This is a genomic window from Pseudomonas sp. H9, from assembly GCF_004353925.1.
In the GTDB taxonomy this organism is placed as follows: domain Bacteria; phylum Pseudomonadota; class Gammaproteobacteria; order Pseudomonadales; family Pseudomonadaceae; genus Aquipseudomonas.
Genome location: NZ_SMOK01000025.1, coordinates 67,187 through 87,824, shown reverse-complemented (window position 1 = coordinate 87,824; position 20,638 = coordinate 67,187). Strand labels below are relative to the sequence as shown.

Genomic DNA, 20,638 nt, shown 5'->3' with positions numbered 1-20,638 from the left:
CCAGTTACGGATCGTCGCCTTGGTGAGCCATTACCTCACCAACTAGCTAATCCGACCTAGGCTCATCTGATAGCGCAAGGCCCGAAGGTCCCCTGCTTTCTCCCGTAGGACGTATGCGGTATTAGCGTTCCTTTCGAAACGTTGTCCCCCACTACCAGGCAGATTCCTAGGCATTACTCACCCGTCCGCCGCTGAATCAAAGAGCAAGCTCTTCTCATCCGCTCGACTTGCATGTGTTAGGCCTGCCGCCAGCGTTCAATCTGAGCCATGATCAAACTCTTCAGTTCAATACTGCTTGGGTTTTGAGAAAACCCTAAACTTGGCTCAGCAATCTCAAATGACTAAATTTGAAATCTTTCGATTTCCGTGTAGTCACTTGTGATGCTGATAATCTTTTTGACTATCAGTCTGAGTCACAAGCACCCACACGAATTGCTTGATTCGATTGTTAAAGAGCGTTTGGCTGAAGCCTTTCGCTTCAACCGAGGCGCGCATTCTACGCTTTCCCCAGAGTGTGTCAAGCGTTTATTTTGAAGTTTTCCAGAATTTCTCTTTCAACTTCAACCGCTTAACTCGCTGCGATCTCTCGTCAGCGGGAGGCGAATTCTACAGCGTTTCAATTCGCTGTCAACCACCTTTTTCACCGCTGCCGATCTTTCGATCGAAGCCCTTCCGGTACCACCTGGAACATCTAACTCATTGAATCTCAAGGAGTTTTCCGTTCCGACTGCGCCGGAAGTGGGGCGAATTATAGAGAGATTAAATCGCACGTCAAGCACTAATTCAGGCTTTTGATGCAGAAGTTGCTTTTCGACTCGCCAAGCGTGGTATTCGCTGCGCGAACAAGGGGATACGCAACGCCAGCAGAAATGCGCCAATGGCCGCATAGATAGCCCACTCTTTCAGGTCGGCGCGCACAACCCAGAGAAAGTGCAACAAACCCAAAGCAAGAATCACATAGATCAGCTTGTGCAATTTTTTCCACCGCACGCCTAAACGCCGCTGACTGTAGCGATTAGAGGTTACAGCTAAGGCCAGCAATCCAATAAAGCCCAACGCCCCCACAATAATGTAGGGCCGCTTGCTGAGTTCAACCCCCAACTGCCCCCAGTCCAACCCCAGGACAAACACCATGTACGATGTCATGTGCAGCACTATATAAGCAAAACACCACAGCCCCAGCTGACGCCGCGAGACTATCCAACCCGCCCAACCGGTCAGGCGCTGGAGCGGCGTCATACTCAGGGTAATAAGAAGAAAGATCAGCGCCCCCAACCCCAGCCGGTCGACGAGGATCTTGCCCGGATCTGGCCCAAGCGCGTTCATGGCCGCTTCGTACAACCACCACAGCGGCCAGACGCTAGCCAGAATAAAGATGGCAAGGCGAAACAGTGGATAGCGCATCAATAGTTCTTCCGCAGATCAAGCCCGCTATAAAGCCCCGCCACTTCTTCAGCGTAACCGTTGAACATCTGAGTGGGACGCACATTGGGGCTGAACAGTCCACTGGGCAGGCGGCGCTCCCGTGCCTGCGTCCACCGTGGGTGATCAACCTCAGGATTGACGTTGGCATAGAAGCCGTACTCTTCCGGTGCTATAGCCTGCCAGGTAGTACGAGGCTGTTGTTCAACCAGACTGATACGCACAATCGACTTGATGCTCTTGAAACCGTACTTCCACGGCACCACCAAGCGCAACGGCGCGCCATTTTGGTTCGGCAACTCGCGTCCATACATGCCCACCGCCAGGATCGCCAACGGGTTCATCGCCTCATCCATGCGCAGACCTTCCACATAAGGCCAGTCGATCAAGGCAAAATTGGAGCGCTGGCCGGGCATTGTTTTTGGGTCTTGCAGCGTTTCGAAGCGGATAAAACGCGCCTTGGCGGTTGGCTCAACCTGTTTGAGCAACGCCGAAATCGGAAAGCCGAGCCAAGGGATAACCATCGACCACGCCTCGACACAGCGCAGACGGTAGATTCGCTCCTCAAGCTGGTAGGGTTTCATGAAGTCTTCAAGCGCATAGCGCCCGGGCTTACCCACCTCACCATCGACAACAACCGTCCACGGCTCGGTTTTCAGGCTACCCGCATTGGCAGCCGGGTCACCCTTGTCCGCGCCGAACTCATAGAAGTTGTTGTAGTGCGTGGCATCTTTGAAGGGGGTAATCGCCTCACCCGGCGCGGTGACAGCTTGCCATTGCGTTGCGCCAAGTTTTTCACTGAACCAGCCGGGCGCCCTGCCCGCCTCGACGTCGGCGTAGCGCGAAACCTCGGCAGCCTCCACCAGGCGCGGCAACGCAGTAGCCGCCAGAGCAGCCAGCGATCCACCGAGAATGGCACGACGAGAAAAGTAGAAGGATTCGGGCGTGACTTCCGATTCTTTGCAATCGGACGCTTTGGACAGCTTGATAAGCATGGAGGCTCCGTAGAACTGGAAGACTGATGCACCAGTAGACTACGGAGCCCGAGCGAAATTACATCACTCGATATTTTTCCGCCGGCGGATGCGCAGCAAGTACTGCACCGGGCCGGAGGCCGCGTAGCCGAGGAACACCAGCAGCAGAATGCGCGGTGGATCACTAAAGACTACTGCGAACACCAGTACTACGGCCAGGATCGCTACGAAAGGTACACGCCCCTTGAGGTCCAGTTCCTTGAAGCTGTTGTACTTGATGTTGCTGACCATCAGCATACCCGCAGCGGCCACCAGCAGTGCGACCAGGAACGACAGCTTGGAGCCCTGGATACCGTAGTCACTGAAGGCCCAGACGGTGCCGGCTACCACGCCCGCCGCCGCCGGGCTGGCCAGGCCAATGAAGTAACGTTTGTCAGCCTTACCGACCTGGGTGTTGAAGCGAGCCAGACGCAATGCTGCACCTGCGACATAAATGAAGGCGACCATCCAGCCGACTTTACCCATGTCACCCAGGGCCCAACCGAACGCCAGCAATGCAGGCGCTACACCAAAAGCGACCATGTCCGACAGCGAGTCATACTCAGCACCGAAAGCGCTCTGGGTATTGGTCATGCGCGCTACCCGGCCATCGAGGCCGTCGAGCACCATGGCAACGAAAATGGCGATTGCGGCAAAAGCGAAATACTTGCTCGCTTCACGCGGGTCACCAGCGCTCAGGGCAGCCTGGGCACTCATGGAGTTGATGATGGAATAGAAACCGGCGAACAGGTTCGCGGTGGTGAACAGGTTGGGCAACAAATAGATGCCGCGATGACGAACCTTGCGGCCTTCGGCGTCATGCCCTTCTTCAACATGCTCATCGATCGGTAGCAGGCTTTCGGCGTCAGAGGCCTTGTTCGGCTCTTCGGGACGTTCGCTCATTGAGATTACCTTGCAACGGAGTGGAAAATTTCGACAGATGTCTGCGACGAGGGTTCGCCGACAGACGATGAAGCTTTATACCAGAAGCTGACCGCCTAAACGAAAAAACGCGGCCGAAGCCGCGTTTTCATCGCATTAAAGCAAGATTAGTTCTTGGCTTTGTCGACGATTTTGTTCGCTGCGATCCAAGGCATCATCGAGCGCAGTTGCTCGCCGATGACTTCGATGCCGTGAGCGGCGTTGTTACGACGCTTGGCGGTCATCGATGGGTAGCCGGTAGCACCCTCGCTGATGAACATCTTGGCGTACTCGCCGTCCTGGATGCGCTTCAGAGCGTTGCGCATAGCCTGACGGGATTCGGCGTTGATGACTTCTGGGCCGGTCACGTACTCGCCGTACTCGGCGTTGTTGGAGATCGAGTAGTTCATGTTGGCGATACCGCCTTCGTACATGAGGTCAACGATCAGCTTCAGTTCGTGCAAGCACTCGAAGTAGGCCATTTCTGGCGCGTAGCCGGCTTCAACCAGAGTTTCGAAGCCCGCTTTGACCAGCTCAACGGTACCGCCGCACAGTACGGCTTGTTCGCCGAACAGGTCGGTTTCGGTTTCGTCTTTGAAGGTGGTTTCGATGATGCCGGTACGGCCGCCACCAACGCCTGCAGCGTAGGACAGCGCAACGTTCTTGGCGTTGCCCGAAGCGTCTTGGTAGATCGCGATCAGGTCAGGAATACCGCCGCCTTTGACGAACTCGGAACGTACGGTGTGACCTGGCGCTTTTGGCGCGATCATGATCACGTCCAGGTCAGCGCGTGGTACAACCTGGTTGTAGTGGATCGCGAAGCCGTGGGAGAAGGCCAGGGTAGCGCCCTTCTTGATGTTCGGCTCGATTTCGTTCTTGTACAGCTGGCCTTGGAACTCGTCCGGGGTCAGGATCATGACCAGGTCGGCAGCAGCAACAGCGGAAGCTACGTCGGCAACTTTCAGGCCGTGGGCTTCGGCTTTGGCAACAGTGGCCGAACCTTTACGCAGACCGACAGTGACATCCACACCGGAGTCTTTCAGGTTGCACGCTTGAGCGTGACCCTGGGAGCCGTAACCGATGATGGCAACTTTTTTGCCCTGGATGATCGAAAGGTCGCAGTCTTTGTCGTAGAAAACTTTCATGAACATACCCCTGTTATCTCGGCCCGATAGGGCCATCGCTAATTTTTTGAGTTAGATGCTGAGCACTTTGTCGCCACGGGCAATGCCGGTGACGCCACTGCGCACTGTTTCGAGAATGGACGCGGTACCGATGGCCTGAATGAAGCTATCAAGCTTGTCGCTGGCGCCAGTCAGCTGCACGGTGTAGACGCTGCTGCTGACATCGACGATCTGCCCACGATAGATATCGGTGGTGCGTTTGATCTCGGCACGCTGAGCGCCCGTGGCTTTGATCTTGACCAGCATCAGTTCACGTTCGATGTGTGCGCTTTCCGAGAGGTCGACCAGCTTGACGACTTCAACCAGCTTGTTCAGGTTTTTGGTGATCTGCTCGATCACCTCATCATGACCGACCGTGGTCAACGTCAGACGCGACAAGGTCGGGTCTTCGGTCGGCGCTACGGTCAGGCTTTCGATGTTGTAGTTACGCTGCGAGAACAGACCAACCACGCGAGACAAGGCACCGGGTTCGTTTTCCAACAGCAGGGAAATAATGTGCCGCATGATTAGGTACGCTCCGTCTTGCTCAGCCACATGTCGCGCATGGAACCGTCTTTGATCTGCATCGGGTAGACGTGCTCGCTGTTGTCGACCTGGATGTCGATGAACACCAGGCGGTCTTTCATGGCGAACGCTTCTTCGAGCTTGGGCTTGAGGTCCTTCAGGCTGGTAATGCGAATGCCCACGTGACCATAGGCTTCAGCCAACTTGACGAAGTCAGGCAGCGATTCCATATAGGAGTGCGAGTGACGGCTGTTGTAGGACATGTCTTGCCACTGGCGGACCATGCCCAATACACCGTTGTTCAGGTTGACGATCTTCACCGGCAGGTCGTACTGCAGGCAGGTCGACAGTTCCTGAATGTTCATCTGAATGCTGCCTTCACCGGTAACACAGGCAACGTCCTGGTCTGGGAAGCTCAACTTGACACCCATGGCCGCCGGGAAACCGAAGCCCATGGTGCCCAAACCACCGGAGTTGATCCAGCGATTAGGCTTGTTGAAGCGGTAGTATTGCGCCGCGAACATCTGATGCTGACCCACATCAGAAGTAACAAAGGCATCGCCTTTGGTCACTTCGCAAAGGGTTTCGATCACGGTCTGCGGTTTGATGACGTTACCGTCGCCCTTGTCGTAAGGGAACATCTCGCGACCACCGCGCCACTCTTCGATCTGCTTCCACCAGGCATCCATCGCAGCCTTTTCTGGCTGCTCGCCGATTTCGCGCAAGGTCGCAACCATTTCTGTCAGGACGCTGTCGACAGGACCGACAATCGGCACATCGGCCTTGATGGTCTTGGAGATCGACGCCGGGTCGATATCGATGTGGATAATTTTGGCGTTCGGGCAAAACTTGGCCGGGCCGTTTACCACGCGATCGTCAAAACGAGCACCGACCGCGAAAATCACGTCGGCGTGGTGCATCGCCAGGTTAGCGGTGTAGCTGCCGTGCATACCGAGCATACCGAGGAACTGGCGATCGGTACCCGGATAGCCACCCAACCCCATCAAGGTATTGGTGACAGGCAGGTTGAGCATCTGGGCGATTTCAGTCAGGGCAGCAGAGCCACCACCGAGAATCACGCCACCGCCGGCATAAACCACCGGACGCTTGGCAGCCAGGAGCATTTCAGCTGCTTTGCGGATTTGACCCGAGTGACCACGGACAGCCGGGCTGTAAGAGCGCAGCTTGACCTTTTTCGGGTAAACGTATTCGAACTTTTCCGCCGGATTGGTCATGTCTTTCGGGATATCGACAACAACCGGACCTGGACGGCCAGATTGCGCCAGATAGAAGGCTTTTTTCAGCACTTCCGGAATTTCCGAAGCATGTTTGATCATGAAGCTGTGTTTCACGATCGGCCGGGAAATACCGATCATGTCGGTTTCCTGGAAGGCATCGGTACCGACCATGGTGCTAGGCACCTGACCGGAAAGAATGACCATCGGGATGGAGTCCATGTACGCAGTGGCAATACCGGTAATGGCATTGGTTGCGCCCGGACCGGAAGTGACCAGTACCACGCCGGCTTTGCCGGTGGCACGGGCGTAACCATCCGCCATATGAGTAGCAGCCTGCTCGTGACGAACCAGGATGTGATTCACTTCCGGTTCTTTGAACAGTGCATCGTAAACATGAAGGAGAGCACCGCCAGGGTACCCATAGATGTGCTTAACGCCTTCGTCACGCAAAAAGCGGACGACCATCTCAGCGCCAGATAAAAGCTCCACGTTGTTCACCTCTAAAACGCCAGAATACCGCCCACGGTGGACGGGTCTTAATAGGTTTACTGCCAAGCAGAGCATGAGCGACGGAATTGCCACTACGTCAGCACTGACTGAGCAAGTATTGGGAGCACCCCAAAGTGTTGCGGGGCTTTCCCACCCAGCGCGAGGTAACGCGTTGCGGGGTGTTACAGGTCGGCGCGGGTGTGCGCCTCATGATCTGCTTAGCGGGTCTGCTTCTGGCAGTCCCTCTACAGCGGAATCTGGATTCTTCTTTTTCGGCGCGCGCAAGTCAAGAAAAATTATTGCCAATTTCGCGCAAGGACGAACAACAGCCACCACTATTGCCAATGACAGCAGCAGAAAAACAAACATTCCATACAAAAAGAGCCACAATCTGTGGCTCCAAGGGTGAAAAGAGGGAAATTCAGGCAGATGGACTGATCAATTGATCAAATTCTGCTAGCAGCCTGCGTAGCTCGCGGCTTTCCTCCGGACGATCGGCATAAACCGTTTCAGCCATGACCAGGATGCCTGAGGCATTTGGCAGGGGTAGCCCGTTTTCGAGGATCTCTTTCATTTTTGGCAGGAAAATCCACTGCAACCACTGGTCGAAGTTCATGCTGTCGACGGCGAATGGCACCGTACTTGCCAGCGCTTGCGCACTAGGTGCCACTTCACTCCACCAGCCCTGAGCGTGCAGCTCGTGTTCGATCAGCAGCAGGTGATCGGCGATATCCAGAATGCGCGGGTCCATTACAGGTTGACCTGCGCTTTCTGCCGCGCCAGCGCTGCACCGGCCGAGTCGCCCTGTTTCTCACGGGCCTGGGCAATAATGTCCCACAGGCCTGCTTGCAGGTCTGGGCGACCGTTGGCGTAGGTCAGGGCACGACGGGCCAACTGTTCAGATTGTGCGGCATCGCCTTGCGCCAAACGCACCTGAGCCAGTCGGTAAAGCACCTGCGGCTCGCGCGGGGCGATGCGCTGGGCACGCTCCAGGCTCGAAGAAGCACCGTTGTAGTCACCACTGCCTTGCTGTTGCTGAGCGGTGGTCAACAGCGCAAGGACCGGACCGTCGAGCTGTTCATCGGCCGACAGACCGCCACTGGCTGCACTACGCGGGATGCCGCTAGGTGCGCTGGGTGCGGTGCTGCTTGGCATGGTGTAGCTGCCGGCATTGGTCGAGCCGCTCTCGAACGGCAGCGAACTGCTTGGGCCCGGGGTAATCGGGCCGGTGCTGATCGGCGCTGGTGCCGTCGACGCCGGAAAGGTTTGAATCGGCGATGCGCCCGCCCCTTGCGGCACCATCACGGTGACGCCGGAGTCCTGTGGCACCGCTTGAGCCTGGCGGGTGCCGGTATTGACCGGCGCACCGCGGTTGGCCGTGACGCGCTCGCTATTGGATACACGTGTGCCCGAGTCGACCACAGGAATCGAGCCGCGTTGCACGCTGGCGCAACCGTTGAGCAAAGCTAGAGCCGTCAAGCCAGGAATCCACCACTTGTTCACTTCACACCTCTTGCTTAATGCTTAATTCATCCAGCCCTTGACCCAATCCATCACGGATTCGGCCGGGTCCTGCGTACCGCCGCATGCGGCACCAGCAGGTGGCTCACTGCCGCGAATATACGGCATCTGTACTGCACCCGGGCAACTGCTGTCGGAACCCTGCCCGGAATGCGGGTCAATCCAGGCCTGCACTACATTGTCGGGCAATGGCATATCCAGCGGCAGCGGGTCAGCCTTGCGCATGAAACTGGTCCAGACCTGCAGGGCACCAGTGGCGCCCGTGAATGGCGTCTTGCCGTTGTCGTCACGCCCCAGCCAGACCACCGCCAGCAGATCCTGACTGAAACCTGCGAACCAGCTGTCACGCGAATCGTTACTGGTACCGGTCTTGCCCGCCAGGTTCAACGAGCTTGGCAGCACACTGTAGACCGAGCGCCCGGTACCTTCACGCATCACGCGCTGCATAGCGTTCTGTACCAGATAGATCGCTCCCGGATCGAAGGTCTGCTGGATCTGGAACGGATAACGCTTGAGCGGCTCGCCCTCGGCCGTCAGTACGCTGCGGATACCGCGCATCGGCGTGTTGAAGCCACCGTTGGCCAGCGTTTGGTACATGGTTGCGACTTGCATCGGCGACATGCCACCAGCGCCCAACAGCATCGACGGGAAGGCTGGCCAATCAACATTGACCCCCAGGCGCCCAATAGTTTTGAGCACATTGGGCACACCCAGTTCCAACCCCAGCTTGGCAGTCGACAGGTTGTAGGAGTTCGCCAGCCCCTGGTACAGGTAGATCGTGCCATGGGAACGGCGGTCATAGTTTTGCGGGCGCCAGACCTGTCCGTCGCCACCCTTGACCGAGAACGGCTCATCTTGCACCCAACTGGTCAGGGTGAATTGGCTCGGTTTTTCCAGAGCGGTCAGGTATACCGCTGGCTTGACCAGCGAGCCGATCGGCCGCACCGCGTCGATGGCCCGGTTGAACCCGGCAAAGCCAGCCTGACGGCTGCCGATCAACGCTTGGACCTCACCGGTTTCCGGGTTGGTCACCACCATCGCGGCCTCAACTTCATCGGCACCTTTACGCCCAGCCAGACGCTTGAAGGTTTCGGCCATGGCAGATTCAGACTTCATCTGCAGAATCGGGTCGAAGCTGGTGAAAATACGCAGGCCTTCTTCGGTCAAGTCTTCGTCGCGGTAGTCTTGGCGCAACTGGCGCTTGACCAGGTCAAGGAAGCCCGGGAACGAACTGTCGGCCAGGCTGCCACGCTTGGTCACACCCAGCGGCATTTTCTTCGCTGCAGCAACCGCTTCTGGTGTGGCTACACCCTGCTCAGCCAACAGGTCCAGCACCAGGTTACGTCGCACCGTCGCGCGCTCCGGGTACCGGCGCGGGTTGTAGTACGAAGGCCCCTTGACCATCCCCACCAACAGTGCCACTTGATGCAGCTTCAACTCAGACAGCGGCTGACTGAAGAAGAACTGACTGGCCAAACCAAAGCCATGCACTGCACGCTGACCATCCTGACCGACGAAAACTTCGTTCAGGTAGGCTTCGAGGATCTCGCGCTTGTCGTAGTGCAACTCCAGTAACAAGGCCATCATCGCTTCAGTCAGCTTACGGCTCAGGCTGCGCTCGTTGGTCAGGTAGAAGTTTTTGACCAACTGTTGCGTCAGGGTACTGCCGCCCTGGCGCATCGCCCCCGAGGAAGTGTTGACCCAGACTGCGCGGGCAATCGATTTGGGCGACACGCCGAAGTGGCTATAGAAGTCGCGGTCTTCCACGGCGACCAGGGTTTCCAGCAGGTATGGCGGTACCTGATCGAGCTTGATCAGGATGCGATCTTCAAGGTTTTTCGGGTACAAACCACCGATCAACAGCGGCTCCAGGCGAACCACATCCAGTTTGGAACCATTAATACCGCTCAAGCCTGCCACGTAGTCGCCGGAGAAACGCACACGCACCGCTTGCGCCTGCTCCATACCTTCATAGAACTGGAAACCACGGGTATTGAGGTCGACGGTGTTGCCGTTCACGGAAGCAGCACCCGGGCCGTTGGCAACGCTTTCACGGCGATAGCCCAAGGCATCGAGTTCGATGAGAAAGTCGTTCTTGCTCAGCTTCTGCCCGACGAACAGTTCCAGCGGCCGGGCATACACCTTGGCCGGGATGGTCCAGCGCTTGCCGGAGAACTTCTCCTGGACCACAGCATCGAGGTAAATGGCAAAGCCGGCCAGCACCACAAGGCCAACCAGGCTGAGCTTGATGGCCCAGCCGAGCCAGGCGCGAGAGCGGCCAGACGGGCGTTTTTTCGGGGTACGGGGGGATCGGGTACGAGTCATGGCGGCGGATTATACGCACTTTATTGATCGTCGACAGGCGCCCTCCGGCGGTTTGCACCAGCCACGCTTGCCGCCATAATGGCCGACTCGAAATCACCAAGACCCAAAAGGATCGCCCGTGAGCCAAGCTTTGATCACCGCGCTGCAGAACCCCGCCCTGTTCCCTCACCCGGTGAAGGAGTTCCAGCTCATTGAGACCCATATCTCATGGGTACTGCTGACCGGCGAATACGCCTACAAGATCAAGAAACCGATGAACTTCGGCTTCCTCGACTTCACCGAACTGTCGGGGCGCGAGCATTTCTGTAACGAAGAACTACGCCTGAACCAGCGCCTGACCGAGGGCCTGTACCTGGAAGTGTTGCCTATTACCGGCAGTGCCGAGGCGCCACAGCTGGGCGGTGAAGGCACCGTGATCGAATACGCACTGAAAATGCGCCAGTTTCCGCAGAACCAGATGCTCAGCACTCTGCAAGCCAATAGTGAACTGACTGCTGAGCACATCGACCAGATGGCCCGGCAGATCGCCGAGTTCCACCTGCAAGCCCCCAAAGTGCCGGTGGTACATCCACTGGGCACCCCGGACAGCGTCATGGCCCCGGTAGAGCAGAATTTCGAGCAGATTCGCCCGTTCCTCACCGACAAGGCCGACCTGCAACAACTCGATGCGCTGCAAGCCTGGGCCCAGGACAGTTTCAAGCGCCTTCACGGCCTGCTTGAAACGCGCAAGGCTGAAGGTTTCATCCGTGAGTGCCACGGTGACATCCACCTGGGCAACGCCACCCTGATCGACGGCAAAGTGGTAATCTTTGACTGCATCGAGTTCAACGAGCCGTTCCGCCTGACTGACGTTTACGCCGACGCCGCCTTCCTGGCCATGGACCTGGAAGACCGTGGCCTGAAATCGCTATCGCGCCGCTTTATCAGCCAATACCTGGAATTGACCGGGGATTACGCAGGCCTGGAACTGCTGAACTTCTATAAGGCATACCGCGCCCTGGTGCGGGCCAAGGTCGCGCTGTTCAGCATGCCGGCCAATGCCGACGCCGTGCAGCGCGCCACCACCCTGCGGACCTACCGCAACTACGCGAACCTGGCGGAAAGCTACAGTGCAATCCCTTCGCGCTTTCTGGCCATCACCCACGGTGTATCTGCAGTTGGCAAAAGTCATGTTGCCATGCGCCTGGTCGACGCCCTTGGCGCTATCCGCCTTCGTTCGGACGTGGAGCGCAAGCGCCTGTTCGGTGAACAAGCGAGCAACAACGCAGGCCAGTTGCAGGCCGGCATTTATAGCAGTGATGCCAGCCAGGCCACTTACGATCGCTTGCACCAGTTGGCAGAAACCATCCTGCGTGCCGGCTTCCCGGTCGTGATTGACGCCACTTACCTGAGTCACGCCCAGCGTCAGGCGGCGGCCGGCGTTGCCAGCAAGACCGGGGTGCCGTTCCTGATCCTCGACTGCAATGCACCACTCGCCGTGATCATCAGTTGGCTGGCACAGCGTCAGGCAGACAAGAACGATCCTTCCGATGCAACCTTGGAAGTGGTTGAAGCCCAACTGGCTAGTCGCGAGCCACTGACCAGCGAAGAGTTGCTGCAAAGCAAGCGTGTCGAAACCAACGAAAGCGGTAGCCTCGACGAGTTGGTCAAGCAGATCCGTCAACGCCTCCCCGGCCTCTGATACCTCAGGACGTGAAGCAGTCGACACTTCACACTTGAGTCCGGGCGCCTCCCGCATGATGGCACTATAATGTCATCAGGAGTCCAACAGGGAGGCGCTCTCATGAATCAGCCACGGCAACTGGACAGCGCACTGTATGCGCTGGTGCATGACGAACAGATCGCCAGCTTCAACCGCGAAAAGCCAAAGGATGCCAGCATCGACTTTCGCGGCGGCGATTTCCGCGGTCTCGATCTACGTGAGTTGGACACCACAGGCATCGACTTCACCGATGCTTACTTCCGCGCCGCCGACCTGCGTGGCCTGGACCTGCGCCAGAACGGTCTGGAAGGCGCCAGTTTGTCTCACGCGCAGATTTCCGGCACCTACTTTCCCAGCGAACTGAGCGCCGACGAGATTCTGATGTCGGTCAATTTCGGCACCCGCCTGCGTTACCGAACCCGTTGATTACATAGGCCAAAGCGCCCGCCAGCTACTTTTTAGCGGGCGCTTTTGAGCTACCCGTCGGCACAAGGATGGCAAAACGCCGCGTATTTCCCAAGTGCCGCTACACTCCTCTTTGACCTGCTTACGATTCCCTAATCAAGACCCGTTCAGCCGTCGCAAGGAGGCTTGATGAACGATGAACTGCAGCATCTGAAAAACCTTGGCAAGACCTCTGCGCAGTGGCTGCATGCGGTCGGCATCCACAGCGCCTCGGATTTGCGCCGACTGGGGGCGGTGAATGCCTACAAGGCCGTGCGTACACGTGGCTTCCGGGCCTCAAAGGTGCTGCTCTACGCGATTGAAGGCGCGTTGCTCGACATGCATTGGAATGACATTCCGGCCGAACGCAAGGAAGCCCTGAACCAGCAACTCGATGGCAAGCTCGTTCAGAAAAATAATTGAGAATATTGAGTAGCGACAGTTGACAGCGTAATGAGAATCGTTATGATTACCACAACTGGTCGCGAGACTGGTTGGATAAACTGAAAGCCCTTGGTTCGGACTCTCAGATTATCTCCTCATCAGGCTAATCACGGTTATTTGACCCGGCTCTTTGCCGGGTCTTTTTTTTGCGGTCTCTTGTGGGAGCGGGCTTGCCCCGCGATTGCGGTGTATCAGCCAAACCGCATCGCGGGGCAAGCCCGCTCCTACAGTGGATAACCCAGGCGCCACGCGGTATAAAGCGAGCGATCACACCAACTCTGTGTCCCCTGGTATGCATTTTCTCTGTTTACCCAACGAATTGGGCGAAGGCCAAAGCCGTGGCTTTACCGTCAACGACTCCAGCGTGCTCGCCGTGCGCCGCGCTGGCCGCGTTTACCTCTACCGTAATCGCTGCCCGCATCGAGGCATCCCTCTGAACTGGGAGCCCAACCAATTTCTCGACAGCAGCGCCAGCCTTATTGCCTGCTCACGGCATGGCGCGCTGTTTCTGATCGAGTCCGGCGAATGTGTGGCGGGGCCTTGTGAAGGCGATCAGCTAACGGCCCTGAACTGCCTGGAAGACGCTCAGGGCATCTGGCTCACCGGTTGAGCAACACTGGCAAGGCACGGTCGATATAAATCTGCTCGCCATCGACGTAACTACCGTAAGCCAACACCTCAACACCCTCCGCTACTGCGGTGCGCAGTGCTTGCGCATAGGCGGCATCGATTTCTTCAGCAGGCCGCACCGCATCGATGCCACTGAGATTGACGCAGTACAGTTGAACGGCCCGAATGCCTTGACGCGCCAGCGCCGCCAACTCGCGCAAGTGCTTGGCGCCGCGCTGGGTCACGGCATCCGGGAAGGCGGCCACAGCTGAGTCGGAATAGCCCAGGGTTACGCTCTTGACCTCGACATAGGCCGGCCCTTCGGCGAATTCCAGGCGAAAGTCGATTCGGCTGCGCTCTTCACCGTAGGGCACCTCGCGTTTTAACCCAGTAAATCCGGCCAGCTCGGTGATGCGCCCGGCAAGCAAGGCTTCTTCAACCAACGCATTGGCTCGCCCGGTATTCACGCACGCCAGCCGCCCCTGTGGGGTCTCACTGATTTCCCAGGTCCCGGGCAGTTTGCGTTTGGGGTCATTGGAGCGGCTGAACCAGACCTGCCCGCCCTCGACCATGCAATTAAGCATCGAGCCAGTGTTCGGGCAATGGATGGTGATCTGCTCACCACTGGCCAGTTCGATATCTGCCAGAAAACGTTTGTAACGTCGTAACAGCCGCCCGGTTTCAAGTGTTGGAGAAAAACGCATCAGCCTTGCCAACTCCGCAGGCCACGGGCGATCCGTTCTACGGCCTCTTGCAAACGCGGCAGGCTCTGGGTGTAAGCAAAGCGCACGTGGTGCCCGGCTTGATAGCGGCCGAAGTCCAGACCTGGGGTGAAAGCAACATGCTCTGTTTCAAGGAAATGCTGGCAGAACGCAAAGGCATCGCCACCGAAGGCACTGATATCGGCATACAGGTAAAACGCACCCTGCGGCTCAACGGCTATCTTGAAACCCAGCTCGCGCAAAGCGGGCAGGAGGAAGTCGCGGCGCAGAGCGAACTCGGCACGGCGCTCTTCCAGGATCGCCAGTGTCTGGGGCTGGAAGCAAGCCAACGCCGCATGCTGCGCCATGCTCGGGGCGCTGATGTAGAGGTTTTGCGCCAATTTTTCCAGTTCACCCACTGCAGCTGGAGGCGCTACCAACCAGCCGAGGCGCCAGCCGGTCATGCCGAAATACTTGGAAAAACTATTCAGGACAAAGGCGCTGTCGTCGACCTCCAGCACACTGGGTGCATCCATGCCGTAGGTCAGCCCGTGGTAAATCTCATCCACCACCAAATGGCCATTGTGCGCACGCGTCGCGGCCGACAGGCTGGCCAGCGCGGTACGGTCGAGCACTGTACCGGTCGGGTTGGCAGGGGATGCGACCAGCGCTCCGACAGTGTCTTGATCCCAGTAGCGGTCTACCAGATCAGCGGTTAGTTGATAATTGACCTCTGGCCCAACCGGCACCAACTGCGCCCCGCCTTCGACCAAGCGCAAAAAGTGTCGATTGCACGGGTAACCCGGGTCGGCCAACAACCAGTGTTTACCGGGGTCTACCAACAGGCTGCTGGCCAGCAGCAAGGCACCGGAACCGCCGGGGGTAATCAGGATTCGCTCAGGGTCGATGTCCAGGCCATAGCGTTGCTGGTAGAAACCCGAAATCGCTTCACGCAGCGCTGGCAGACCACGCGCTGCGGTGTACCGGGTGTGCCCGGCGGCCAGCGCGGCCTGCCCGGCCTCGACGATAGGCGTGGCAGTGGTGAAGTCCGGCTCACCGATTTCCAGGTGAATCACATCAAGGCCGCGGGCCTGCAACTCATTGGCACGAGCCAGCAGTGCCATGACGTGGAAGGGTTCTATGGCGCGGCTGCGCGCACTGTAGGACTGGGCCATCAACCTTCTCTCAAATGGGTCTAGAATAATGATTCTACCCGTGTCCTGAAGCGAACGTGTGGCTAAACCTGTGGTCAACCAGGAACATCACCGGGAGTAGCGCGCCCCGATTTGATCTGGTAAGTTCGGCGGCTCGCAGTCGCAGGGCCGGCGGGCGCCGGAGATGGAGCAGCCTGCGCAATGGATTAGAAAAGTGAGAGGCGGTCTATTCATGTCCACCCTAGAAAAGCAAAAAGCTAGTCAGACCATGTACGGTGTCGAGCCCTATAAGGAAACCAAGGGCGAGGAGTACATGGGCGAGCCCATGCGCAAACACTTCGTCAAGCTTCTCGGTGCATGGAAACTGGAGCTGATGAACAGCGTCGATCGGACCGTGGACCACATGAAGGATGAGGCGGCCAACTTCCCAGACCCCGCCGACCGCGCCAGCCAGGAAGAGGAATTCGCCCTGGAACTGCGTAACCGCGATCGCGAGCGCAAGTTGATCAAGAAGATCGACAAGACCCTGCAGAAGATCCAAGACGAAGAGTACGGCTGGTGCGACGCCTGCGGCGTAGAGATCGGCCTGCGCCGCCTCGAAGCACGCCCGACCGCCGACCTTTGCTTTGACTGCAAGGAACTGGCAGAGAAGAAAGAAAAAACCGTCGGCAAGGGCTGATAGCTAACCGACCGTAACGGGGCGCCACAGGCGCCCCGTTTCATTTGTGCCCCTTAATAGTCCAGCGCTGCCATGAACCAGATCTCTTACGTCGGGCGCTTCGCCCCTACTCCCAGCGGCTTCTTGCATTTCGGTTCTCTGGTCGCTGCCCTTGCTTCCTGGCTTGACGCCCGTGCCGTAGGTGGGCGCTGGTTGCTGCGCATGGAAGACATCGACCCGCCCCGCGAGGCACCCGGCGCCCAGGCTGCAATCCTGCACACTCTGGAAAGCTATGGCCTGGAATGGGATGGCGAGGTGGTTTACCAAAGCCTGCGTCATGCGGCCTACGCCGAGGTTACCGAGCGCTTGTTCCGCCAGGGCTTGGCATATGCCTGTACCTGTTCGCGCAAACAACTCGAAGGTTACAACGGCATTTACCCCGGTTTGTGCCGTAACTGCTGTCATGCTCAAGAAGATGCCGCTATTCGCCTGCGGGTTCCGGAGCTTACTTACCGATTTGAAGACCGGGTTCAGGGTGCTTTCGAGCAGCATCTGGGCCGTGAGGTGGGTGACTTCGTCATTCGCCGCCGCGACGGGCTCTACGCCTATCAGCTGGCGGTGGTGCTGGATGACGCCTGGCAAGGCGTGACCGATATCGTTCGCGGTGCCGATTTGCTGGATAACACCCCACGCCAGCTTTACCTACAGGAACTGTTGGGCCTGTCACAGCCGCGCTACCTGCACGTGCCGCTCATTATCCAGCCCGACGGCCACAAGCTGGGCAAAAGTTACCGCTCCGCGCCCCTGCCCACTGAACAGGCCACGCCGCTGATCCTGAGGGCCCTGCGCGCACTTGGCCAGGCCACCGATGCTGGCATGGCGCTAGGCACCCCGGCTGAAGTGCTGGCACACGCCGCTTTGCACTGGAACCCCGACGCCATCCCGCGGCGCCTCACCGTACCTGAAGCAGACCTCTTGTAGGAGCGGGCTTGCCCCGCGATTCGATTAACCTGACACACCGCTATCGCGGGGCAAGCCCGCTCCTACCGAGTTACACAAACTCTAATAAATTCAAATCTTTGGCTTATTTGCGCAAGGTGTCTTGCAGTCGCCAGCCCATCCGTTACCATCGCCACAGCCATTTGCGCCAATAATAAGTCCAAGCCATAGCGCCCTAACCTTTGAGGCCAGCATGTATATCTATCGTTTGGTCCTGCTTCTGGTCGTGGGGATCTACTTGTTCTCCCCGGCCATCATGGACTGGTGGATCGAGCCAACCGGTGCCTGGTATCGCCCTTACCTGCTCTGGCTGATCCTGATCGTCGTGACCTTTATCCTGCAGAGCCAACGTGATGCCGATGAGCTTTAGTCTGACCCAGATGATTCTGATCAGCGCCGCCTACCTGCTGGTGCTGTTTGGCGTGGCCTGGGTCAGTGAACGTGGGATGATCCCGCGCTCGATCATTCGCCACCCGCTGACCTACACCCTGTCGTTAGGTGTCTATGCCAGTGCCTGGGCCTTTTATGGTTCGGTGGGCCTGGCTTATCAATACGGTTATGGCTTTCTCGCCTGTTACCTGGGCGTTTCCGGAGCGTTTCTGTTAGCGCCGGTGTTGCTTTACCCGATTCTTAAAATCACCCGCACCTATCAACTGTCGTCGCTGGCTGACCTGATCGCCTTCCGTTTCCGCAGCACCTGGGCCGGCGCTCTGACCACGGTGTTCATGCTGATTGGCGTGCTGCCATTGCTGGCCCTTCAGGTTCAGGCGGTGGCCGACTCGATCAGCATCCTCACCGGCGAGCCGGTCAAGGCCAGGGTCGCTCTGGCCTTCTGTGCCTTGATCACCTTGTTCACCATCTTTTTCGGCTCGCGGCATATCGCTACCCGGGAAAAGCATGAAGGGCTGGTATTCGCTATCGCCTTTGAGTCGGTGATCAAGCTGTTGGCGCTGGGCGGTATTGGCCTGTATGCGCTGTACGGTGTGTTCGGCGGGCCGCATCAACTGGAAGTCTGGCTGCTGCAAAACCAGACCGCGTTGGCCGCCCTGCACACGCCACTGCAGGAAGGCCCTTGGCGTACGCTGTTGCTGGTGTTCTTCGCCTCGGCCATCGTCATGCCGCACATGTACCACATGGCCTTTACCGAAAACCTCAACCCGCGCTCGCTGGTCAGTGCCAGCTGGGGCCTGCCGCTATTCCTGTTGCTGATGAGCCTCGCGGTACCGCTGATCCTCTGGGCTGGCCTGAAGATGGGGGCCAGCACCAGCCCGGAATACTTCACCCTGGGCCTGGGGATCGCCGCCGACAACCAAGCGTTGGCCTTGCTCGCCTATGTTGGTGGGCTATCGGCGTCCAGCGGATTGATCATCGTGACCACGCTGGCACTATCGGGTATGGCGCTGAACCATCTGGTGCTGCCGCTGTACCAACCGCCCGCCGAAGGCAATATCTACCGCTGGTTGAAATGGACCCGTCGCGCACTGATCGTTGCCATCATCGCCGCCGGCTTTGGTTTCTATCTGACCCTGGAAAGCCAACAAGACCTGGCCAACCTCGGCATCGTCGCATTCGTCGCTACCTTGCAGTTCTTGCCGGGTGTCCTCTCGGTACTGTACTGGCCAACTGCGAACCGCCGCGGCTTCATTGCCGGCTTGCTGGCGGGGATTCTGGTATGGATGGTGACCATGCTGCTGCCGCTGGTCGGCAACCTGCAAGGCTTCTACATCCCCCTGCTAAACATGATCTATGTGCTCGACGACACCAGTTGGCACATGGCCGCTATCGCCTCGTTGGCGGCGAACGTGCTGCTGTTCACCCTGATTTCGCTGTTCACCAACGCCAGCACCGAAGAGATCAGTGCGGCTGAAGCCTGTGCGGTCGACAACGTGCGCCGCCCGCAACGCCGCGAACTGCATGCTGCCTCGCCGCAGGAGTTTGCCACTCAGCTGGCCAAGCCACTGGGGGCAAAGGCCGCGCAAAAGGAAGTGGAGCAAGCCTTACGTGACCTTTACCTGCCCTTTGACGAACGCCGCCCTTACGCCTTGCGCCGTCTGCGTGATCGTATCGAAGCCAACCTGTCCGGGTTGATGGGGCCCAGCGTGGCCCAGGACATGGTCGAAACCTTTCTGCCCTACAAGTCGGGTAACGAAAACTACGTAACCGAAGACATTCACTTCATCGAAAGCCGCCTGGAAGACTACCACTCGCGCCTGACCGGGCTGGCCGCCGAGCTTGATGCCTTGCGCCGCTACCACCGCCAGACGTTGCAGGAGCTGCCCATGGGTGTTTGCTCGCTGGCCAAGGATCAGGAGATCCTGATGTGGAACAAGGCGATGGAAGAGCTCACCGGCATTCCTGCCAAGCGCGTGGTCGGCTCGCGCCTGACCACTATCAGTGAGCCGTGGCGTGGCCTGCTGCTGGGTTTCACCAATATTCCTGACGAGCATCTGCATAAACAACGGCTGGGCCTGGACGGTCAAACCCGCTGGCTCAACCTGCATAAAGCTGCGATCGACGAGCCCCTGGCGCCGGGTAACAGTGGCCTGGTGGTACTGGTCGAAGACCTCACCGAAACCCAGGCACTGGAAGACAAACTGGTGCATTCGGAACGCCTGGCCAGTATCGGCCGCCTGGCGGCCGGGGTCGCCCACGAGATCGGCAACCCGGTCACCGGTATCGCCTGCCTGGCGCAAAACCTGCGTGAAGAGCGCGAGGATGATGGCGAGATTACCGAACTGAGCAGCCAGATACTGGAGCAGACCAAACGTATTTCCCGCATTGTTCAGTCTCTGATGAGCTTTGCCCACGCTGGCAGCCACCAGCACAGCGACGAGCCAGTGTGCCTGGCCGAAGTAGCGCAAGACGCCATCGGTCTGCTGGCCTTGAACCGGCGCAATTTCGAAGTACAGTTCTTCAACCTGTGCGACCCCGAGCACTGGGTCGATGGCGACCCGCAGCGTCTGGCCCAGGTCTTGATCAACTTACTGTCCAACGCCCGCGACGCCTCACCGCCCGGCAGTGCCGTGCGAGTCAAAAGCGAAGCAAGCGAGCATACCGTTGACCTGATCGTCGAGGACGAAGGCAGCGGTATTCCGAAAAACATCATGGATCGTCTGTTCGAACCCTTCTTCACTACCAAGGACCCGGGCGAAGGTACCGGACTGGGGCTTGCTCTGGTCTATTCCATCGTGGAAGAGCATTATGGACAAATCACCATCGACAGCCCGGCCGATATCCAGAGTCAACGTGGCACTCGTATTCGAGTGACTCTGCCGCGCCATGTCGTAGCGACGTCCGCTGTGAACTGAGA

The 20,638-nt window shown here is 58.3% G+C and carries 19 protein-coding genes and 1 rRNA gene; 8 read left to right on the top strand and 12 right to left on the bottom strand.

Going from position 1 to position 20,638, the window contains the following annotated elements; genetic code table 11:
* The 10 genes from E1573_RS19805 to mrcB form a co-directional block, all read right to left on the bottom strand.
* A 16S ribosomal RNA gene (locus E1573_RS19805) occupies positions 1 to 287 on the bottom strand; the annotation flags it as partial.
* Between the two features lie 496 nt (positions 288 to 783).
* A complete protein-coding gene (gene msrQ / locus E1573_RS19795) occupies positions 784 to 1,404 on the bottom strand; it encodes a protein-methionine-sulfoxide reductase heme-binding subunit MsrQ (protein WP_133216261.1) in 621 nt (206 codons plus the stop codon).
* Positions 1,404 to 2,417 carry a protein-methionine-sulfoxide reductase catalytic subunit MsrP gene (msrP, locus tag E1573_RS19790; protein WP_133216260.1) on the bottom strand — a complete coding sequence of 338 codons (1,014 nt, stop codon included), beginning with the start codon at positions 2,415 to 2,417 and terminating at the stop codon, positions 1,404 to 1,406. The genes msrQ and msrP overlap by 1 nt, the downstream gene beginning before the upstream one ends.
* Positions 2,418 to 2,480: 63 nt before the next feature.
* A complete protein-coding gene (gene pssA, locus E1573_RS19785; protein ID WP_133216259.1) occupies positions 2,481 to 3,338 on the bottom strand; it encodes a CDP-diacylglycerol--serine O-phosphatidyltransferase in 858 nt (285 codons plus the stop codon).
* Between the two features lie 146 nt (positions 3,339 to 3,484).
* Positions 3,485 to 4,501, bottom strand: coding sequence for a ketol-acid reductoisomerase (gene ilvC / locus E1573_RS19780; protein ID WP_038616234.1), 1,017 nt, complete (start codon positions 4,499 to 4,501; stop codon positions 3,485 to 3,487).
* Positions 4,502 to 4,552: 51 nt separating this feature from the next.
* Positions 4,553 to 5,044 carry an acetolactate synthase small subunit gene (ilvN, locus tag E1573_RS19775; protein ID WP_010223016.1) on the bottom strand — a complete coding sequence of 164 codons (492 nt, stop codon included), beginning with the start codon at positions 5,042 to 5,044 and terminating at the stop codon, positions 4,553 to 4,555.
* Positions 5,045 to 5,046: 2 nt separating this feature from the next.
* Positions 5,047 to 6,771: an acetolactate synthase 3 large subunit gene (locus E1573_RS19770; RefSeq protein WP_133216258.1), complete on the bottom strand. Its 1,725-nt coding sequence runs from the start codon at positions 6,769 to 6,771 to the stop codon at positions 5,047 to 5,049.
* A 421-nt stretch (positions 6,772 to 7,192) separates the two neighbouring features.
* A complete protein-coding gene (locus E1573_RS19765) occupies positions 7,193 to 7,522 on the bottom strand; it encodes a YqcC family protein (protein WP_133216257.1) in 330 nt (109 codons plus the stop codon).
* A complete protein-coding gene (locus E1573_RS19760; protein WP_133216256.1) occupies positions 7,522 to 8,274 on the bottom strand; it encodes a M48 family metallopeptidase in 753 nt (250 codons plus the stop codon). Before E1573_RS19760 ends, E1573_RS19765 begins: the two co-directional genes overlap by 1 nt.
* A 21-nt stretch (positions 8,275 to 8,295) precedes the next feature.
* On the bottom strand, positions 8,296 to 10,617 hold the full coding sequence (gene mrcB, locus E1573_RS19755) for a penicillin-binding protein 1B (protein WP_133216255.1): 2,322 nt from the start codon (positions 10,615 to 10,617) through the stop codon (positions 8,296 to 8,298).
* A 118-nt stretch (positions 10,618 to 10,735) separates the two neighbouring features.
* Between mrcB and E1573_RS19750 the strand changes: the two genes are divergently transcribed.
* The 4 genes from E1573_RS19750 to E1573_RS19735 all read left to right on the top strand — a co-directional run bounded on the left by E1573_RS19750 (position 10,736) and on the right by E1573_RS19735 (position 13,817).
* Positions 10,736 to 12,298, top strand: a complete 1,563-nt coding sequence (locus E1573_RS19750; RefSeq protein ID WP_133216254.1) for a bifunctional aminoglycoside phosphotransferase/ATP-binding protein — start codon at positions 10,736 to 10,738, stop codon at positions 12,296 to 12,298.
* Positions 12,299 to 12,400: 102 nt separating this feature from the next.
* Entirely contained in the window at positions 12,401 to 12,745 is a 345-nt protein-coding gene (locus tag E1573_RS19745) for a pentapeptide repeat-containing protein (RefSeq protein ID WP_133216253.1), read from the top strand.
* A gap of 168 nt (positions 12,746 to 12,913) precedes the next feature.
* Positions 12,914 to 13,186 (top strand): TfoX/Sxy family protein, encoded by a 273-nt coding sequence (locus tag E1573_RS19740; RefSeq protein WP_133216252.1) that lies wholly within the window; start codon positions 12,914 to 12,916, stop codon positions 13,184 to 13,186.
* A gap of 313 nt (positions 13,187 to 13,499) precedes the next feature.
* Positions 13,500 to 13,817 carry a Rieske 2Fe-2S domain-containing protein gene (locus E1573_RS19735; RefSeq protein ID WP_133216251.1) on the top strand — a complete coding sequence of 106 codons (318 nt, stop codon included), beginning with the start codon at positions 13,500 to 13,502 and terminating at the stop codon, positions 13,815 to 13,817.
* Here E1573_RS19735 and sfsA read toward each other — a convergent pair.
* Positions 13,807 to 14,520, bottom strand: coding sequence for a DNA/RNA nuclease SfsA (sfsA, locus tag E1573_RS19730; RefSeq protein WP_133216250.1), 714 nt, complete (start codon positions 14,518 to 14,520; stop codon positions 13,807 to 13,809). The two genes, E1573_RS19735 and sfsA, sit on opposite strands and share 11 nt — an antisense overlap.
* Positions 14,520 to 15,692: a pyridoxal phosphate-dependent aminotransferase gene (locus tag E1573_RS19725; RefSeq protein WP_133216249.1), complete on the bottom strand. Its 1,173-nt coding sequence runs from the start codon at positions 15,690 to 15,692 to the stop codon at positions 14,520 to 14,522. The genes sfsA and E1573_RS19725 overlap by 1 nt, the downstream gene beginning before the upstream one ends.
* Positions 15,693 to 15,903: 211 nt before the next feature.
* Here E1573_RS19725 and dksA point away from each other — a divergent pair, with 211 nt between their 5' ends.
* The 4 genes from dksA (at position 15,904) to E1573_RS19705 (ending at position 20,636) form a co-directional block, all read left to right on the top strand.
* A complete protein-coding gene (gene dksA / locus E1573_RS19720; protein ID WP_133216248.1) occupies positions 15,904 to 16,350 on the top strand; it encodes an RNA polymerase-binding protein DksA in 447 nt (148 codons plus the stop codon).
* A 72-nt stretch (positions 16,351 to 16,422) separates the two neighbouring features.
* Positions 16,423 to 17,310 carry a tRNA glutamyl-Q(34) synthetase GluQRS gene (gluQRS, locus tag E1573_RS19715; protein ID WP_133216247.1) on the top strand — a complete coding sequence of 296 codons (888 nt, stop codon included), beginning with the start codon at positions 16,423 to 16,425 and terminating at the stop codon, positions 17,308 to 17,310.
* Between the two features lie 211 nt (positions 17,311 to 17,521).
* The gene (locus E1573_RS19710; RefSeq protein WP_003250005.1) at positions 17,522 to 17,698 is read left to right on the top strand and encodes a hypothetical protein; all 177 of its coding nucleotides are present in this window, start codon (positions 17,522 to 17,524) and stop codon (positions 17,696 to 17,698) included.
* The gene (locus E1573_RS19705) at positions 17,682 to 20,636 is read left to right on the top strand and encodes a sensor histidine kinase (protein WP_165957364.1); all 2,955 of its coding nucleotides are present in this window, start codon (positions 17,682 to 17,684) and stop codon (positions 20,634 to 20,636) included. Before E1573_RS19710 ends, E1573_RS19705 begins: the two co-directional genes overlap by 17 nt.
* Positions 20,637 to 20,638 lie beyond the last annotated feature (2 nt).

Bases quoted from the DNA above. Each gene is read 5' to 3' on its own strand.
- pssA (WP_133216259.1), bottom strand. From the start codon at position 3,338: ATGAGCGAACGTCCCGAAGAGCCGAACAAGGCCTCTGACGCCGAAAGC.
- sfsA (WP_133216250.1), bottom strand. From the start codon at position 14,520: ATGCGTTTTTCTCCAACACTTGAAACCGGGCGGCTGTTACGACGTTAC.
- msrP (WP_133216260.1), bottom strand. From the start codon at position 2,417: ATGCTTATCAAGCTGTCCAAAGCGTCCGATTGCAAAGAATCGGAAGTC.
- E1573_RS19765 (WP_133216257.1), bottom strand. From the start codon at position 7,522: ATGGACCCGCGCATTCTGGATATCGCCGATCACCTGCTGCTGATCGAA.
- msrQ (WP_133216261.1), bottom strand. From the start codon at position 1,404: ATGCGCTATCCACTGTTTCGCCTTGCCATCTTTATTCTGGCTAGCGTC.
- ilvC (WP_038616234.1), bottom strand. From the start codon at position 4,501: ATGAAAGTTTTCTACGACAAAGACTGCGACCTTTCGATCATCCAGGGC.
- E1573_RS19740 (WP_133216252.1), top strand. From the start codon at position 12,914: ATGAACGATGAACTGCAGCATCTGAAAAACCTTGGCAAGACCTCTGCG.
- E1573_RS19735 (WP_133216251.1), top strand. From the start codon at position 13,500: ATGCATTTTCTCTGTTTACCCAACGAATTGGGCGAAGGCCAAAGCCGT.
- gluQRS (WP_133216247.1), top strand. From the start codon at position 16,423: ATGAACCAGATCTCTTACGTCGGGCGCTTCGCCCCTACTCCCAGCGGC.
- E1573_RS19725 (WP_133216249.1), bottom strand. From the start codon at position 15,692: ATGGCCCAGTCCTACAGTGCGCGCAGCCGCGCCATAGAACCCTTCCAC.
- E1573_RS19705 (WP_165957364.1), top strand. From the start codon at position 17,682: ATGCCGATGAGCTTTAGTCTGACCCAGATGATTCTGATCAGCGCCGCC.
- ilvN (WP_010223016.1), bottom strand. From the start codon at position 5,044: ATGCGGCACATTATTTCCCTGCTGTTGGAAAACGAACCCGGTGCCTTG.
- E1573_RS19710 (WP_003250005.1), top strand. From the start codon at position 17,522: ATGTATATCTATCGTTTGGTCCTGCTTCTGGTCGTGGGGATCTACTTG.
- E1573_RS19745 (WP_133216253.1), top strand. From the start codon at position 12,401: ATGAATCAGCCACGGCAACTGGACAGCGCACTGTATGCGCTGGTGCAT.
- dksA (WP_133216248.1), top strand. From the start codon at position 15,904: ATGTCCACCCTAGAAAAGCAAAAAGCTAGTCAGACCATGTACGGTGTC.
- mrcB (WP_133216255.1), bottom strand. From the start codon at position 10,617: ATGACTCGTACCCGATCCCCCCGTACCCCGAAAAAACGCCCGTCTGGC.